A 16,998-nucleotide genomic window follows, 5' to 3' on the forward strand; every position below is an offset into this window, starting at 1 on the left:
GAAGGACCGTTCGCCTTTACCGGCAAGTTGGACATGTTAAGCGCTTACCGCATGCGCGGCGTCGACGGGATTGTCGTCCGGCGCAAAGGCGGGCCTAGCGGCGAAAAAGTAAAAAAGGCCGACAGCTTTGCAAATACGCGCCGCACCATGTCGGAATTCGGTGGCTGCTCGCGCCACGGCAGCTACGTGCGCAAGGCATTGATTCAGATCCGGCATCTATCGGACTATAATTTCGGCAGTGACATCAACAGCATCATGCGCCAGGTACAACTTCGCGATGGCACCAGCGAATGGGGCCGCCGCCGTATTACGCTCTCCGAACATACGCGCCTGCTCGAAGGTTTCTCGACCACGCTAAAAGCCCCGACCTTCGACTCCATTGTGCGCGCGCCTATCTATTATACGGTGGACCGCCAAAAGCGTTCGGCACGCATCGACCTCCCTGAGCTGCTGCGTGATATTAACTATTTCCCGCAGAATAATCATGCTATGTTTCGCCTGACCGTCACGTTGGGGATTGTACCAGACGTAACATACGACGTGCCGTCCAAGGAGTACCTGCCGCCAACCTGGTATAGCCGGGAATACAATTCAATAGATACTTCGACAGATTGGAATCCTTCATTGGAAGGTATGCCCGGTACCACACTGGAGCTCGCCATGGATGCGGCACTTCCGCCGGACGATTCGTGGACGTTGATGCTGTCCATCGGCATCGAATATGGCGCGTTTCGCGAAAACGGAAAGATCAGAGAAATACCCCGGGTCGGCGCGGCGAAGATTATGGCCCTGCAGGGGAAGGATGGGGCATCCGGAGAAGCTCCGGAAGACGACGGAAGCGAAGCCGATGCAGCACGTGTGATCGATACGCCGGTAGTGGCTGAAAGTATGTCACCTATAGCCTTGGAAAAAGCACCGGACGTCGCGCAACAGCCGACGTTACGCTATGTCTACACAACAAAGGAAACCGTGACAGAGAAACAGAAGGCCAGGGTTTATAGCTATGTCGTTCCAGTAGGGGTGCAGGACGTGGACTGTACTGGTACATCCCAACCCGCTGCAACGCAGGCAGCACACGAGCTCACACCAGCCCCAAACAACGATCTTTGTCGTTCGACGCTAACGAATCACAATTTTCTTTACCAGGACGATAATGTCTCTGTGGATCACCAAGCTATACAGCCCCGCAGGGAGATGTTCCAGCGATATCGTGGCGGGTTCTTTCGTCAGGGTGATTGTCTGCGCATGCACTACGTTTCCTTGCGCATTGACCACCGACACCGAAGCTGTACCGTGCAAAGCATTGTTCACACGTATCTGCAATACGCCCCTGCTGGGGTTGGGATAAACTTTCAGTGCCTGATCTGAATGCTCTTCCATTCCCGTAATAACGATTTGGCGAGACGCGTAGCCAGCGGAAACACATTCTGCTTCGCTTATGCTATATACCTTGTAGACGCCGGACTCCGTCGCCGTGATGGTGGCCGCGTGTGTTTGTAGCACAACGTCGTTTAGTGACCATCGATAGGTATCGGCGTTGCTGGTGGCCGTTAAGGTCGTGCCCGAAGCATCTTCTGTCAATGTTGGTGTGGCCGGTAAAGCATGCACCGTTACGTTCACTACCGCCGATAGTGGGCTGGGGCAGCCGTTGTCTACGGAAACATCATAGCCTCCGCTCTCGTTCACCTCAATCGAGTGAGTGGTGGCACCGTTGTTCCAGTGATATTCATTAAACCCTTCCGGGACAGATAGCGTAACGCTTCCGCCTGAGCAAAACGCAAGAGGTCCGCTTGCGGTAATCACCGGCTGGGCAGGAGAACCAAACTGCAAGGTTATAGTTTGCGACACGGTTGTACCACATTCATTTGTCATTGTGCAGACCCAGGTGCCGGCATGGGCTGATGTGAAGGCCTGGAACTGGAGTGTTGTGGTGGTTTGTTTATCATCCAGTACGCCGTCGTGTTTCCAGCCGGCGGCCGTGGTATTGTTGCTGCCAAGGTCGACCGTAAAGGGGGCATCAGCACAGACGGAGTAGGTTGTTTGTTCGAGTGGTGTGTAGGCAGGCTTGCGGCAAATAGGTATCAGTGACGGAGCGTAGCCTACGCCATGGAAGCGACCTGCCGTGCGCATGGCACCGTCGGTCGGATTGTATTCAAAGACGCCATACTGCGTGGCGCCATAGAGCTTCTTGTTCTTGCCGTGGATCAGTGGCGTGGGAAAAACACCCAGGTCATAGATCGACTGGCCTGCAATCGTGAAGCTATACTTCTTCGTGAAGATTTTTGTTGCAATATCGAACTCAAACAGTATACCACCACCGGCAGGAAGGCCGGGACCCGGCTCGGGGATACCACCACCGTGGGCGGTGCCATAGAGCTTGCCATTGCCAACCGATATCAACGACTGCACCTGGTAGCTATAGGGATAATCGACGAAGTCATAAAGTTTGGTATAGGTGTTTGCGGTAGGGTTGTATTCATAGATCACGCCGCTGTTGCCCGTCCCACCGTATGCCGTCGTTCCATAGAGCTTCCCGTTTACTTCGGCAAGAGAGCCGTCGTAGGAATAACCGTCCGACACCAGACAGCCGGCCCTGAAAAACACCTCGATGCCGTTGCCATTGGCGTCCATGCGCATAAAGGAGCCCGAATATGGGCTGGCAATGGGACATTGAGAATTGGTGGACGTGGTCGCGTACCAATAGTTACCAAACTTGTAGAACCCCCGGTTTAATTTATTTTGCAAGGTGCTGTTCATGGCATCGCCCGTATAGGTTGGGACAGTGAAAGGCCTGCTGAACTCGCCCGTGTTGATGTTATAGGAAAATACATAGCTTCCCTGACGCAAAAGTCCGTATAGCACGCCGGGTCGGATCTCTGTCAATACCGGCTTTCCTTCTGCCCGTGGAAGGGTCGGATTTGATGGGAGACCGGTGATGTTGGTACCGAAGACAGCCAGTACACGAAACTGATCGGTGGTCGGGTCGTATTCGAATAGCGTACCGCTGGAATATATACCCGCCGACGCCGAGCCACCCGAGGCCGCCATGCCATAGAGCTTATTGTTACCGGCCAGTGTCAGCGCGCTGATGTTCTCGCCGTCGATGTCGGTTTTGAAATGGTGTACGATTTGCAAATTGTCGCCGATGGAGTCGGAGCGGAATATAAACCCATTGTTATAATTTCCTCCCGACATGGACGAGCCCCAAAGCTCACGCTGGGCGTATGAAGTAGTACAGATCGTGAAAAATGGCAGGAAACACAGTAGACTTTGGCGCAGGTAGAGCGGTAACACGGACGTATGGCGTTTAATTGCGGAAACGGAGAGTCTTGCGGTTATATCGTTTTCGGGCGGCATATGTAACCCGTGTACGTGTTTGCACGCCTGCTTTTTGGAACTGGAGAAATCAGGAATCCGGCTACATCCTTCGGGGGTTCGGATACTTTTGGACGCATCGTTATGTGGAGCTTTGTTTCATGAAAACAGCATTAACACACCTCTCACTCGGTAGCCAGGGGCTCATCGTCCCGGCTATCGGACTAGGCTGCATGGGCATGACCGGTTTTATGGACAACGACATGTATGGCCGGGCGGACGAGGCCGAAGCCATTGCCACCATCCACCGGTCATTCGAGCTGGGCGGCAACTTTCTCGATACGGCCGATATGTATGGTCCCTTCCTGAACGAGCGTCTTGTCGGCAAAGCGATTCAGGGGCAACGCGACCGCTATATAGTAGCGACGAAATTTGGTTGGGAGATTGACGACGCAGGAAAACTGACGTGGGCAATCAATGGCAAGAAAGATTACGTCCGGAAATCGGTCGAGCGCTCGCTTAAGAACCTGAATACGGATTACATCGATCTATACTACCTGCACCGTCTCGACAAGAGCACTCCTATTGAGGAAACGGTAGAGGCCATGAGCGCCCTGGTGAAAGAGGGTAAGGTAAAATATATCGGCCTGTCGGAAGTTTCTTCCGCCACGATTCGTAAAGCGCACGCAGTGCATCCTGTCACGGCCGTGCAGAGCGAGTATTCGCTGTTTGAGCGGAGCATTGAAGAAGCCGGAGTCAATGGCACCTTGCATGAACTGGGTATTGGCCTGGTGGCTTATTCGCCACTCGGAAGAGGTTTTCTTTCCGGACAGTTCCGGAAGCCGGATGACCTGCCGGAGAATGACTTCCGCCGCGGCATGCCCAGGTACCAGGGAGAACAGTTTCAGAAGAACCTGGAGCTGCTGCAAGCGATCGAGCAGATGGCTGCTGATAAAGGTATTGCCAGTACGCAGCTCGCCATTGCCTGGACGATTGCGAAAGGGTCGTTGCCCATTCCCGGCACCAAACGCGTGAAATACCTGGAGCAAAACATTGCCGCGACCAGTATCACACTCACGCGCGATGACCTGGCAAAACTTGAAAGTATCATTCCGCTGGGCACCGAGACGGGCAATGCTTACGATGACTTTGGTATGCAGTTAATTGATTAATTTTATCTTCTTTCCATATGAAAACACCACATTACGTAGACTCCATCTCAGCACTGCATAGCACGCTGGGGTTGAATAAACCGAAACATCCGCTGGTGAGCGTGGTCAAGCTGGACGATGTCGTTTCGGAGCTTCACCGACTGGAAGCCTTTGCATCGTATAGTTATTATTGCATTGCCCTGAAGATGAATTTCGAAGGCAAGATGAAATATGGTCAACAGTATTTCGACTTTAACGAAGGGGTGATGACTTTCACGGCACCCAAGCAGGTTATTCAAATTGAGACGCTGAGTCCGGCACCCGTGTCGGGATATCTGTTGATGGCACATCCCGATTTTTTTCAATCCTATCCCCTTGCCACCAAGATCAAAGAATACGGCTTTTTCTCGTACGCAGTATACGAAGCGTTGCACCTGTCGGATACGGAAGAGGCGATGATTGCCGACATGATGCAGAGCATCGACCGGGAGATCGCGTCTCCCATTGATTCCTTTAGTCAGGATGTAATTGTATCGCACATCGATCTGTTATTAAATTACGCAAACCGTTTTTATAACCGTCAATTTATTACGCGCAAAACCGCCAACAACGATATTCTGACAAAACTAGAGACGTTACTGGAAGAATACTTCAACAGTGACAAAATACAAGCGTCGGGACCGCCGTCGGTGCAGTACATTGCCGGCAAGCTTCACATCTCTCCCAACTATCTGAGCGATATGCTGCGCGCCCATACGGGCCAAAATACCAAACAACACATTCAAAATAAGCTGCTCGACAAAGCCAAAGAGCTTCTTACCACCACTCCCCTATCGGTAGCAGAAATTGCCTACCGCCTGGGTTTCGAATTTCCGCAGTCCTTCAACAAACTTTTCAAGAGCAAGACCAACGTGTCGCCGCTGGAATACCGGCAATCGTATCAGTAATACGGGCTATTTGCCCATGATCTTTTTACGGTGGGCAAGTCCCCAAAAGTGCAGCTCTTCCATTACCTTTTCCAGCGAGCGGCCGTGCGGTGTAATGGCATACTCTACCGTGGGTGGAAACGTGTCGAATACCTCGCGGGTGATGAGGCTGTTCAGCTCCAGGTTCTTGAGCTCCTTTGACAGGATCTTATCGGATATACCTTCCACTTCTTTCGAGATCCCTTTAAACCGTTTCGGACCGGTGGCGAGCGAAAACAAGATCAGCAGCTTCCACTTTCCTTCCAGGGCTTCTAAAGCATCCCGGATCGACATCATGTTCTTCGGGCATCCTCCGCGTGTCAGCATTCGTGTGTACGTGTTTGTGATCCATTACTATCCTGGAGGAAAGCGCTTTCCCGCAGGATAGTGCTTTCCAGGAGAAAGCAAAGATACATTACCTTTGGCCATCTTACGAACATCATGACAAATCAACACAAACCTTCTAAAGCCTTGCACACCACCCTGTGGGTTGTGCAGATACTATTAGCGGTAATGCTTCTTTGGGCCGGCACGGTTAAATTGTTTCAACCGGCACATGAAGTCGCCGCGATGTGGTCCTGGGCGGGCGAAGTGCCCCTGGCATTGCTTAGGCTCACCGGCGCCGTAGACCTATTGGGTGGACTTGGTTTGATCCTGCCCGCACTGTTGCGCATACGACCGCGGCTTACGCCGTTTGCAGCCGTGGGCATTGTTGTATTGATGATCTGTGCCGGCATCTTTCACATCGTGCGCGGAGAAGGCTCGCAGATTGGTTTTAATGTGCTCGTTGCTGTATTGGCGGCAGGTATTGCCTGGGGTCGGTTTGGCAAGGCTGCTATTCCCGCCAGGCATCCCTGAGAGGCGGTAACTTTATTCACAGCGCTATGGCTGCAGCGTACTTCGAACCGCTTCGATACCGACCCACTTCACGTCGCGCTGACTACTAAAAAAGAAATAGGCCTCATCGGGTGAGAAGTATGGACAATACTCACGCGTGCCGGTATTAAACGTCGGGCCAAAGTGAACGGCGGGTTTCCATACTCCGTCATCTCCGCGTGTGGTGCCATAGAGGTCGGCGCCACCGAACGTATCGGTTCGCTTAGACGATGCAAACACCAGCAGATCTTCCCGCGGCGAAATGCCCGGATCGTATTCCGACATCTCTGAATTGATGGCGGGGCCAAGGTTCTGCGGCATGCCATAATTCCCGCCGCTGTATTCGCTCACGTAAATATCTTCCTGTCCCAGGCCTCCCGCGCGAGACGAGGCAAAGTATATATTACTGTTGTGCGCCACGGAGATATAATATTCATTGCTATCAGAATTGACGACCGCCAGGTTTTGGAGGGGTGACCATCCGTCGCCTTGTGGACTGACATACCAGATATCATAGTCTGCCAGTGTATCGCTTGAATCTTTCGGACGGTTGGAAATAAAGTATAGTTTACCATCAGGCCCAAAGGCCGGATCGGCCTGTGAGTAGCCGGCTTCGGTAAATGGCACCGGCACGGCTGTATGCCATATACTATCATACCGCGTGAAGTAGAGGATCAACTGCCCGTTTATGGACCGCGTGAAGTAGTACGCTTTGCCGTCGGGCGAAAAGGCTGCGTTAAAGTCCAGCGAGTCGGTCGAGACGATTCCTTTCAGGAAAGTAAGGGCCGTCGTATGGGGCAGCGGAAAGGGATATGGAATAGGGTCATGTTCTTTTTCTTCCCGCGTGGTGCATGCAAAGATGTTGAGCAAGCAGACGGCTATTAATAATCTTACAACATTCATGCTGTTCGTATTTATTTTACTCTCACCCACACATCTTTATCAAACGTCAGGAATTCTGTCACCGCGCCCTGTTCTCTCTTCCTGACTTTGATCGGAAAATGGAAGTCTTTGCAAAAGAAAGCAGTCTCTGATTCGGCTTCAAACATAACTTCGTCTCCATTCCACTCTTTTTTAAGGATCAACTTCTCGTCTCGTGATGTTAATTGCACATGCGTGTCAGGTCTGCCTACCATGGCGTATCTACCCTCCAGCGAGTTCCACTGCCGCGGATCGAGCTTGACAATCTTTTTGGGTGCCGGTATTTCAAATCCTTTCCAGTGATAGGCTACCGCTACACTGTTGAGCACTTCCTGCAGAATTGCGCCATTATCAGAGTTCACCATGATCGCTACGCCGTTGCCATCTTCGAAGCTACCGGAGTAAAAACACCGAAAGCCGTCGTTAGCACCGCCGTGCTCAAAATACCGGGCACTGTCGCGAATGGTAATAAACACTCCCAACCCGGCGGCGTCGCGATACGGCGTGAGTCTTTTTTCTGTATATGCCTGGGTCAATACTTTTGATGATTTGCCCTGCAGCGCCAGCTGTGTTTCGATTATATATTGAGCCAGGTCGGTGGGTGTTGTCCACAATCCGGCGGCCGCTTGTTCCGGGTAGATATGGAATTTTCCCGCTACCGGTTTGCCGTCGCGGTGATACGCTGTTGTTAGTTGCGCTTGTCTGGCCGCCGGTGGTGGCTGTGTATAGAAGCTGTTGTTCATCCCCAGCGGGGTGAGCACCGACTGCTCCATAAAAACATCATACGGTTGGCCGGTGACGTCCATGGCGATCAACTGACTGATGGTGGTGCCGCCGCCGGAGTATATGGACGTCTGATCGGGTTCTCGCATCGACCGCACAGCCTCCGAGTTAGCGGGTTTCTTTCCATCGAGGATCTGGATCACCGTCGGCAAGGAATCTCCCGGCGCATAGCCGCCAAAGCCGTGTACGGTGAGCCCGGCTGTATGCGATAGCAAATTGGTGATCGTGATCTTCTTGCCATGCGATGCGGAGTCATATGGAAATTTCCAGGAAGTGAGATAGGTATTAATATCAGTATCCAACGCTACCTTACCATCTTGCGCCAGCTTCAACAACCCCACGGCGTTTAATGACTTGCTGATGGACGCTGCCTGAAACACCGTTTCGGTGGTCACGGCCCGTTGCCCGGCGCTGTCCGCCCAGCCGTAGGCCTTGGCCCAATCGAGTTTGTAATCGCTGATCACGGCAATGCTCACGCCGGGGATTTTATGAAAGGCCAGGCGTTCCTCCACCGTCCAGGGGCCTTCTCCCGCTATCCGCACCGGAGCGAATAGATTTTCCTCCACCTGGCGAATGCGGCCCTGTACGCTGTCTGATGCCGGCTTAGGCTGGTGGCACGATAAAACACAACAGGCGGCGATGGCTACGCTCGCAAAAATGTTACGATTCATGGGAAACGGGGTAAGGTGAATACCAATATACATATATACTGTTACAAATACCAATGCTGTAAAGACCTTGATTACCTCCGTATGATTGTCATCCATCAAGACGTGACCTCGGCGGATGTGGGGTACTGTGTTACCGTAAGGGGTGTATAGTTACCTGGATTACCACGTGTCCACGGCAGTCGGAAGACTGCCATTAGACAGGCACAAGTCGCCCTCCCTTCGGTCGGAAGACCTTGCGCCAGATGCGTACCCGTGCGATCATATAATAGCAAGAAACAGGTTTTAGACGCGCCGTGTGTATGCCAGCTTTGTTATCAAAACAACACTATGCACCACGTCAGCAGTCCTTCCATTTTATATTTTGGTACACCCGTCGTAGTGATCAGTACCCTCAACGAAGATGGCACCTCTAACCTGGCCCCGATCTCGTCGGTGTTCTGGCTCGGCTATCGTTGTATGATCGGGCTCTCGGCACAGTCCAAAACCACCGAAAATCTTTTGCGTACACGCGAATGTGTGTTGAATCTTCCCTCCGTCAACCAGGCTGCTGGCGTGGACCGGCTAGCTCTGACGACCGGCTCCGATCCTGTTCCTCCGGGCAAAGCCAGTCGGGGATATCAGCACGAATCCGACAAGTGGCGTCGGTCGGGCTTTACACCGTTGCCGTCTAACGTAGTCGATACACCACGCATTTACGAATGCCCTGTGCAACTGGAAGCGTCGCTGGCGGCTATTCACCCAATGGGTGCCGATGCCGGCGCGGCCAACATTCGTATCCTGTCGTTCGAGCTCAAGATACTGCGCGTTCACCTGCACGAGTCCATCCTCGCCGACGGTCGTCCCCACCACGTCGACCCTGACAAATGGCGGCCGCTGATCATGAGCTTCCAGCAGTTCTATAGTCTGGGTGAGCGTGTCCATTCTTCTACACTGGCGCAGGTGCCAGAGCACTTGTATCGTACCGCCGACACGGAGTCTGCCGCTGTTAGATAAAAGAGAAGCCACAAAATTTTTCATATCGTCAGAAATCCGCTTCCATGTAATATCTACAGGCAATAGAAGTGGCTCGCAGGGAACATTTCTCCGGACCTTCGCGTAAATACGCACAGGAGAAGAATCATGAAAAACCCCTACTTTTCCCTGCTTGCCAAAGCATGGAAATATGCCCGTAAGGAACGAGGACGCTTTGCACTGATCTACGGGCTTTTTGTCCTCGCCAACATTACTATCGCCATGAACCCGCTCTTCTACGGTTGGTTCATCGACTCGCTGCAACAACAAGGCGCCGACATTCTAAAGCAAGGTTGGATCTACGCCCTTGGATTTCTCGGGTTGCGCTTACTGGAATGGGCTTTTCACGGGCCTGCGCGCGTTATGGAACGCAAGCTTGCCTTCAACCTGAGCACGAACTTCATTGATGAGCTTTACCACAAGGTACTGCACCTGCCGGTGAAGTGGCACCAGGACAATCACAGCGGCTCCACTATCAGCCGGCTGCGCAAAGCGCATGAAGGCCTCCGTGATTTCTTCCAACATGGCTTTATCTATTTCTACTCCTTTGGAAAGTTCTTCTTTTCGTTTGCGGCGATGTTGTATTTCTCGCCCCTGTTTGGCACCATCGGGGTGCTGATTGGCGTGTTGACGATCTTTATCATCGTGAAATTCGACAAACCTTACCTGCAAACGCTGCGCGAAACCAACAGCCGCGAGCACGAGGTTTCGTCTACACTTTTCGACAGCCTCTCCAACATTGTCACGGTAATTACGCTGCGGCTGGAGAAGAGCATGCAGCACAGCTTCATGCAAAAGGTGGCGGCCGTGTTTCCGCCGTTCCGCCGCAATGTGATCATCAACGAGTGGAAGTGGTTTGTGGCGCAGATGATGGTCGGCCTGATCTATGCCACCATCACCGTTGGGTACCTGTACCAGCATTGGCACGCCGGCCAGCCGTTCCTCATCGGTGGACTGGTGGTATTGCTCGGGTATGTAAACCAGTTTACCAGCGTCTTTAACGACATCGCGGCACAATACACGCAGATCATTAAATACCACAGCGACGTACAGAACGTAGCCGACATCGAGCGCGCGTGGGACGAGAAGCATACGCCGGAAGAAAGTACGCTGCCTGCCCAGTGGAACGAGATCAACATCCAGCAGCTGAGCTTCACCCGCGACAATGACCAGTCTCTCGGTCGCGCCACGGGCCTCGACAATGTACACCTGCGCATCCCGCGCGGCAAGCGTATTGCCCTGATCGGCGAAAGCGGCAGTGGCAAGAGCACCTTGCTCGCTACTTTACGAGGTTTATACACGCCGGCACCCGGCGTGCAGACGGTAATCGATCAGACAGAGCCGGTACCCTTTAGTAGCCTCGGCGGCACGGTGACGCTGTTCCCCCAAGACCCGGAGATTTTTGAAAACACTATTCGGTATAACATTACGCTCGGGCTACCTTTTAGCGAAGAAGATGTGATGGCCGCCTGCGAGGCTGCCCAGTTTGCCGACGTTGTGCGGACACTGCCGCATGGGTTGGAAACTAACATCCAGGAGAAAGGCGTGAACCTTTCCGGCGGACAAAAACAACGGCTGGCATTAGCCCGCGGCATCCTCGCGGCGCGCTCCAGCAGCATCATCCTGATGGACGAGCCCACCAGCAGTGTAGACCCGCGCACGGAGAAACGCATCTATAGCGCCCTGTTTAACACCATGCAGGACAAGGCTGTGATCTCGTCGCTGCACCGCCTGCACCTGCTCACCGAGTTCGACTACATCTATATCCTACGCAACGGCGCGGTCATTGAAGAAGGGACTTTTGAGGAATTGAAACGAAGCAGCCTCGTATTCAATGAGCTTTGGGCGCATCAGGCTACGACGGTCGATCCAGCGGCACCGGCTGTTGATGAAATATCGGCTGCCGGGTAACTCCCCTGGTTCTCGCAAAAAGAGGAAGAAGGCCTATTAGACTTAGGCCAGAAAAAAGCTTCGTTAACTGAGCATTCTCTTCCTCGAGTTGTCGCGTCAAAAACACTCAATCCTCCAAACTTCCAGTTAAGAACGTAGCTTGACTGATGTCGAGCTTTCTGTAAAATTCCTTCAACGGATGTACCGGTCTCAGCTTGTTGTATTGCAAAGACAATTTGAGTTTCTACGAACTTAGATTTTTCAATAAGCAACTACCGATTTAAATTATCAACAATTGCCCATTTCCCCCTACTTTTAAACCATATAGATTTCCGGGGAAGGTCAATATGTAAAATATGTAATTTTGTTTATATTCGAATGCCTGTACCAACTAGGAGAGTAATGAACAAAGCCGATTTTTTTATATCTCATGCGTCAGAAGACAAAGACTCTCTAGTTAGGGAATTAGCAAATAATTTAATGTTAAACGGTGCTCTTGTATTCTACGACGAGTATAGCATTAAGCTTGGAGACTCATTAACGGAATCGATCAACAAAGGCATTTCAAATTCTAATCACGCAATTATTGTTTTGAGTAATTTTTTCTTCGAAAAGGGTTGGACTAATGCTGAATTACAAGCTCTTTTTAACAGAAGTATCAAAGGGCAATTTAAACTACTAATCATATACCATAATGTCAACCATTCAACGGTTGCCGAAAAATATCCTCTATTAGCAGATATCAAAGGCATCGATAGTTCAAAAGGAATAGACAAGATATCTCAAGATTTATTTGACGCAATCGGAAAGAAGGGACAACTTTCTTATTTGAAACATGACTTTGCCCGCAGTAATGGGGATCATACGGATGGTTTCTCAATATCAATGTATGTAGGCTTTCCAAATTTTGCAAATCGACGGTTTGAAAAAGTATTGTTTGATCTAGGGAATAGAGATTCCTTTCACTCAAGATTGAGATTGATTTATGTAAATGATAGGATCTATTTCGAGGTAATAGATTCCGACTATCACAAAGTATCCATTTCCGCGGACATTTCAAATTGGAAAGTAGGAGAGAAAAAGTTCCTACACGCTAATTTTAATATTCGGAATAAATCAACATTTCTATTCATTGACGATGAGATAATAGATCGACTAAGCTTTAACGAATTAGTAATTGACAATGCCTTCTTAAAGACGGCTACAGGTATCATTGGCAATTCTTTAGAACTTCAAAATCCGTGTCAGTTTTTTATAGGAACACATTCGATAGGTAAATCCATGGAAATTGAGATGGTTATCAAGTTATCGAGCATAATAAAACAGCGTCTTGGAGCAATGGGATAATAACTGGTCCTGGCAAAATCTGTTAGCCTGTTTTGCCGAATACAGCATGAAGAGAAACATAATTTGGCGGATTGGTATTCGAGTTTAAAGACTGGTAATGCCATATAACCACGAATAGGATAACTAAAAAATTGATATGGCAATATTGGATTTATTCTCAGAAAAGCAGAAAAGGCTTAGAGGTGAGGTCAATGATGTGTACCAATACAAGATCGTCCCACAGGAATTGCGCGTACAAATAGTACATATACTTAATGATTCAATTGGTAGTGCAAAGTCGTTTTATAGAAGCGACAAGAATGAGCCTGAGGACATCTTTAAATTCATAAATGACACTCTTAGCCGGGAATACGGGAAATTTTCCCTTATCGGCGACTACAGAACTTTTAGAGATACGGTGTTTAAATACTTGCTACAGGAAGAAAATATGGAAAGAGTGATAGATGTTGTGCAACTTTCATTTCAGTATATCGATAAGATATTAAGACCGGATTTTCAGAATTACGCTTACCGGAATGAAGTCAAGTGCGATCCCAATGATGCGATTGGAGAATTAAATGGCAGATTTAAAGAGCATGCTGTAGGATTTCAATTTAATGGAGGGGAAATAACCAAAGTAGATTCGACTTATAATTAAACGTATTAATATTTAAATCATTGCAATGCCAGACAATTTACCTGCTTGGGATATAACCTTAAATGTTTACGGACCAATAACCGTTGAGAAAAAGTTTAGCTTTAGACAGCGAAAGGACTTTCATTTTGATGACAAACTTTATAGCGATATTGATGTATCAAAAAATGGCTTACTTGGAATAACTATTAACTTAACAGCATTTGCTGTGGAACAGACCATTGCCAGAAAGGCTGGACTTTATTTTTGTGGCCAAGCGTTAGATGTATTGTCAATTGACATTAATCTGCCGACAATTTTGACACTTACCAACACCATAAACATCCCTGTAAGAGCGGAAACGGAACGCAGGCGATTGACTGAGGATGAGCTTAGTAATGCTTTCAAAACTGCAAGACTTTGGGTTTTAACAGAACCGACATTTTTGAGAGCAGTTGGCTGGTATCGAAAGGGGTTATACACCGACGATCCATTTGATAAATTTCTTGCATTTTTTAATAGCATAGAAATTTTATGTAATAAATATAATCCCAATCGAGTTGTCTGTAATAATCCTGGAACAAATACTAAGTGCCATATGTGGGAAACACTTAAGGCTGTTTGGGGAGAATGCCCCGAATGGCCTATAATTCCAAATCAGAGCGCTTGGATTGATAACAATTACTCAATGCGAAAGGATATCGCCCATGGCATTGCTTCCATTGATATAAATGTAGTCGAGAATGTGGTTAATCAAATCGACACGATCAAACAAGTAGCATATAAGCTTATTACAGACTGGAGACAAAACAGACTGCACCCGAACATTACTGAGGACGTAGAATCGAAACTACTATAACAGGCGACGCAAACCCACTTAACCGACAAAGTCCACTATTAACACTGACCGATTTTCGACATGGCTTTCTTTGCGATCACGCTTAAATGAGGATCATCGAAGAAGAAGCCGTATCAACCTTTCATGCGACTTCCTCTTTGATCTTTCTGAATTTTATTCGTCTACTCGTCCTTCAGCGACTTGGCCGGGTTGGTCAGCGCGGCCTTGATCGACTCGTAGCTTACGGTGATCCATGCAATGAACAGCGCTACGACAAAGGCAAATGCAAAGATGGTCCAGTCCAGCGTGATGTGGAAGGCAAAGCCCTCCAGCCAGCGGGTCATGGCGTACCACGCGATCGGTGCGGCTACGAACATGGCGATCAGCACCGGCTTGGTGAAGGTCGACAGTAGCAAGTAGACCAGGTGCGGGAGTGAAGCACCCAATACTTTCCGCACGCCCAGCTCTTTGGTACGCCGCTCTGCCAGGAAGGCTGAGAGGCCGTACAAGCCCAGGCACGAGATGAAGATGGCCAGCACGGCGAAGATGTTGAATAGATCCCCGAGGCGTTGCTCGGCCCGGTACATGTTGTCGAGGTCCTGATCGATAAATTTATAGGAGAACGGATACTCCGGATTCAACGTCTGGCAGATCCGCTCCAGCGCTTTGATGGTGCTCTCGGTCTCGCCGGGGGCTGTACGCACCACGGCCGCGCCACCCCAGGTATTTAACCGCAGAATGAGCGGCTCGATGGGTTGCTGTATGGGCTTAAAGTTAAAGTCCTTGACCACGCCGATGATCGCTCCCTTGTTGCCCCACAATGTGAGGGGCTGGCCTACGGCCGTCTCGACGTTCATGCCCATCGTACGGAGCGCAGATTCGTTTACCAGGTAGTTGGACGTGTCGGCTTTCGCCTCTTTAGAAAAGCCGCGCCCGTCGAGCAAGGTGACCTTAAACACATCGAGGAAGTTTTCGTCGATGGCCATATTGCAAAAGAGCGGCTGCGAGCTTTTATCTTTCCCCTCCCACTCGACGGACACCGTGCCGTTTACCACGTTCGTGGGAAGGTCTTGCACTACCGTGAAGTGCTGTGTCAGCGGTTCCTGCTCCAGGGATGTACGCAGTGTTTGATATTTTTGCCACAGGTCGCCCGTCATGGGCACATAGACCAGGTTCTCTTTGTCATAGCCCAGGCTGCGGCTTTGAATAAACTTCAACTGTTTATATACTGCCGCGGTACCGACTAACAGGATGATCGATACGGTAAACTGCATCACCACCATGGTGTTCCGGAAAAAGCTACCGGAAGCACCCGTTTTCAAATTCCCTTTTAACACGGTCGCCGGCATGAATGACGACAAAAAGAGCGCGGGGTAACTACCCGCCAACAGTCCCGTCAGGAAGGTAATGGCCAGCAAACCCGCCACCAGCTTGGCGTTGAGCAAGTCGATGCTCAATTGTTTTCCGGCCACCGTATTAAAACCAGGCAGCGCTGCAAATACGATGAGCACCGCCAGGATCAATGCGATGACCGAGATAAGCGATGACTCCGCCAGGAACTGACGGACAAGCTGCGCACGTACCGCGCCGGCCACTTTACGCAGTCCCACCTCTTTTGCCCGACGTGCGGAACGTGCCGTAGCCAGGTTCATGAAGTTGATGCACGCCACCACCAGGATGAAGATGGCGACCACAATAAAGATATATACATACTGCATGTTGCCATGACCGGGCAGGTCGGCCAGGAAGTTCGAATGCAGGTGGATGTCGGTAACAGGTTGCACGTGAAAGTCCACCTTCAGTTCCTTTTCATGGGCCCGATAGACGGCGGTGATTTGCTCACCCAGCTTGGCCAGCCCTTCGGGTGATGCGTCTGCCTTTTCATCCAGCTTGATATAGTCATAAAAATTGAAGTTGTCCCAGATACGTTGTTTCAGGTCGCGTTCCGTTCGGGCCAGGAACGACATGGGGATCACAAAATCGAACTGCAGGTGTGAGTTCGCGGGAACGTCTGCCAACACACCGGCTACGGCAAAGTCGTTCTTTCGATCGCTGCGAATGGTCATGCCCAGCGGGTCTTCGTTGCCAAAGTATTTCTTTGCCATGGACTCCGTGATCAAAATGGTCTCGGGGTTCTTGAACGCTTCCGCCGGATCGCCCGCCACGAGCTTAAAGGAGAACATTTTGAGGAAGGTCGAGTCAGCATAGAAGATGCGTTCTTCTTCAAACATCCGGTCCCCCACTTCCATCAGCAACGAACGCATACCATTCAACCGCACCGTCTGCCGGATGGCCGGCACCTGGGCCTGGAGCGCTTCGGGCAACGGCGCCGGTGTTACCGCCGCATGGATGTTCATTTCCGATAGGCTGGCCGTTACGCGGTATAGCTGCTCGGCGTCCTGGTGAAACCGGTCATAGCTCAGCTCATCCCGAACCCACAGCAGAATAAGAATGCTGCAGGCCATGCCGATCGAAAGACCGGCGATGTTAATCAGCGAGAAGCCCTTGTGTCGACGAAGGCTTCGGAAGGCAATTTTCAAATAATTATACAGCATAGGGAATGGTGTTGTTGTTTGACGCCAACAGCGCCAGGAAGGTTACAGCCACTCCAGCGCCA

Annotated in this window: 13 protein-coding genes; 8 read left to right on the forward strand and 5 right to left on the reverse strand. The window is 50.5% G+C overall.

What is annotated here, in order from left to right:
* Positions 1-1,119: 1,119 nt before the first annotated feature.
* Entirely contained in the window at positions 1,120-3,294 is a 2,175-nt protein-coding gene (locus tag KK062_RS30905) for a choice-of-anchor tandem repeat GloVer-containing protein (protein WP_254083964.1), read from the reverse strand.
* 182 nt (positions 3,295-3,476) lie between these two features.
* Between KK062_RS30905 and KK062_RS09075 the strand changes: the two genes are divergently transcribed.
* Together KK062_RS09075 and KK062_RS09080 are read left to right on the forward strand one after the other, a co-directional pair.
* Entirely contained in the window at positions 3,477-4,487 is a 1,011-nt protein-coding gene (locus KK062_RS09075) for an aldo/keto reductase (protein ID WP_254083965.1), read from the forward strand.
* A 17-nt stretch (positions 4,488-4,504) separates the two neighbouring features.
* A complete protein-coding gene (locus KK062_RS09080; RefSeq protein ID WP_254083966.1) occupies positions 4,505-5,413 on the forward strand; it encodes a helix-turn-helix domain-containing protein in 909 nt (302 codons plus the stop codon).
* A gap of 6 nt (positions 5,414-5,419) precedes the next feature.
* Here the strand turns inward: KK062_RS09080 and KK062_RS09085 are convergent, their stop codons facing one another.
* Positions 5,420-5,758: a winged helix-turn-helix transcriptional regulator gene (locus KK062_RS09085; RefSeq protein ID WP_254083967.1), complete on the reverse strand. Its 339-nt coding sequence runs from the start codon at positions 5,756-5,758 to the stop codon at positions 5,420-5,422.
* Between the two features lie 114 nt (positions 5,759-5,872).
* Here KK062_RS09085 and KK062_RS09090 point away from each other — a divergent pair, with 114 nt between their 5' ends.
* On the forward strand, positions 5,873-6,289 hold the full coding sequence (locus KK062_RS09090) for a DoxX family protein (protein ID WP_254083968.1): 417 nt from the start codon (positions 5,873-5,875) through the stop codon (positions 6,287-6,289).
* Positions 6,290-6,313: 24 nt separating this feature from the next.
* Here KK062_RS09090 and KK062_RS09095 read toward each other — a convergent pair whose 3' ends face one another.
* Both KK062_RS09095 and KK062_RS09100 read right to left on the reverse strand, forming a co-directional pair.
* The gene (locus KK062_RS09095) at positions 6,314-7,210 is read right to left on the reverse strand and encodes a TolB family protein (RefSeq protein ID WP_254083969.1); all 897 of its coding nucleotides are present in this window, start codon (positions 7,208-7,210) and stop codon (positions 6,314-6,316) included.
* 11 nt (positions 7,211-7,221) lie between these two features.
* A complete protein-coding gene (locus KK062_RS09100; protein ID WP_254083970.1) occupies positions 7,222-8,682 on the reverse strand; it encodes a serine hydrolase domain-containing protein in 1,461 nt (486 codons plus the stop codon).
* Positions 8,683-9,009: 327 nt separating this feature from the next.
* Here KK062_RS09100 and KK062_RS09105 point away from each other — a divergent pair, with 327 nt between their 5' ends.
* The 5 genes from KK062_RS09105 (at position 9,010) to KK062_RS09125 (ending at position 14,402) form a co-directional block, all read left to right on the forward strand.
* Positions 9,010-9,675 carry a flavin reductase family protein gene (locus KK062_RS09105; protein WP_254083971.1) on the forward strand — a complete coding sequence of 222 codons (666 nt, stop codon included), beginning with the start codon at positions 9,010-9,012 and terminating at the stop codon, positions 9,673-9,675.
* A 126-nt stretch (positions 9,676-9,801) separates the two neighbouring features.
* The gene (locus KK062_RS09110) at positions 9,802-11,604 is read left to right on the forward strand and encodes an ABC transporter ATP-binding protein (RefSeq protein ID WP_254083972.1); all 1,803 of its coding nucleotides are present in this window, start codon (positions 9,802-9,804) and stop codon (positions 11,602-11,604) included.
* A gap of 381 nt (positions 11,605-11,985) precedes the next feature.
* On the forward strand, positions 11,986-12,930 hold the full coding sequence (locus KK062_RS09115) for a toll/interleukin-1 receptor domain-containing protein (protein WP_254083973.1): 945 nt from the start codon (positions 11,986-11,988) through the stop codon (positions 12,928-12,930).
* A 136-nt stretch (positions 12,931-13,066) separates the two neighbouring features.
* A complete protein-coding gene (locus tag KK062_RS09120) occupies positions 13,067-13,567 on the forward strand; it encodes an AbiJ-NTD4 domain-containing protein (RefSeq protein ID WP_254083974.1) in 501 nt (166 codons plus the stop codon).
* A gap of 25 nt (positions 13,568-13,592) precedes the next feature.
* A complete protein-coding gene (locus KK062_RS09125; protein WP_254083975.1) occupies positions 13,593-14,402 on the forward strand; it encodes a methylamine utilization protein MauJ in 810 nt (269 codons plus the stop codon).
* Between the two features lie 161 nt (positions 14,403-14,563).
* Here the strand turns inward: KK062_RS09125 and KK062_RS09130 are convergent, their stop codons facing one another.
* Positions 14,564-16,936 (reverse strand): ABC transporter permease, encoded by a 2,373-nt coding sequence (locus KK062_RS09130; protein WP_254083976.1) that lies wholly within the window; start codon positions 16,934-16,936, stop codon positions 14,564-14,566.
* Positions 16,937-16,998 lie beyond the last annotated feature (62 nt).

The organism is Dawidia cretensis (assembly GCF_018598175.1).
GTDB lineage: Bacteria > Bacteroidota > Bacteroidia > Cytophagales > Cyclobacteriaceae > Ohtaekwangia > Ohtaekwangia cretensis.

Bases quoted from the DNA above. Each gene is read 5' to 3' on its own strand.
- KK062_RS09075 (WP_254083965.1), top strand. From the start codon at position 3,477: ATGAAAACAGCATTAACACACCTCTCACTCGGTAGCCAGGGGCTCATC.
- KK062_RS09080 (WP_254083966.1), top strand. From the start codon at position 4,505: ATGAAAACACCACATTACGTAGACTCCATCTCAGCACTGCATAGCACG.
- KK062_RS09085 (WP_254083967.1), bottom strand. From the start codon at position 5,758: ATGCTGACACGCGGAGGATGCCCGAAGAACATGATGTCGATCCGGGAT.
- KK062_RS09090 (WP_254083968.1), top strand. From the start codon at position 5,873: ATGACAAATCAACACAAACCTTCTAAAGCCTTGCACACCACCCTGTGG.
- KK062_RS09095 (WP_254083969.1), bottom strand. From the start codon at position 7,210: ATGAATGTTGTAAGATTATTAATAGCCGTCTGCTTGCTCAACATCTTT.
- KK062_RS09100 (WP_254083970.1), bottom strand. From the start codon at position 8,682: ATGAATCGTAACATTTTTGCGAGCGTAGCCATCGCCGCCTGTTGTGTT.
- KK062_RS09105 (WP_254083971.1), top strand. From the start codon at position 9,010: ATGCACCACGTCAGCAGTCCTTCCATTTTATATTTTGGTACACCCGTC.
- KK062_RS09110 (WP_254083972.1), top strand. From the start codon at position 9,802: ATGAAAAACCCCTACTTTTCCCTGCTTGCCAAAGCATGGAAATATGCC.
- KK062_RS09115 (WP_254083973.1), top strand. From the start codon at position 11,986: ATGAACAAAGCCGATTTTTTTATATCTCATGCGTCAGAAGACAAAGAC.
- KK062_RS09120 (WP_254083974.1), top strand. From the start codon at position 13,067: ATGGCAATATTGGATTTATTCTCAGAAAAGCAGAAAAGGCTTAGAGGT.
- KK062_RS09125 (WP_254083975.1), top strand. From the start codon at position 13,593: ATGCCAGACAATTTACCTGCTTGGGATATAACCTTAAATGTTTACGGA.
- KK062_RS09130 (WP_254083976.1), bottom strand. From the start codon at position 16,936: ATGCTGTATAATTATTTGAAAATTGCCTTCCGAAGCCTTCGTCGACAC.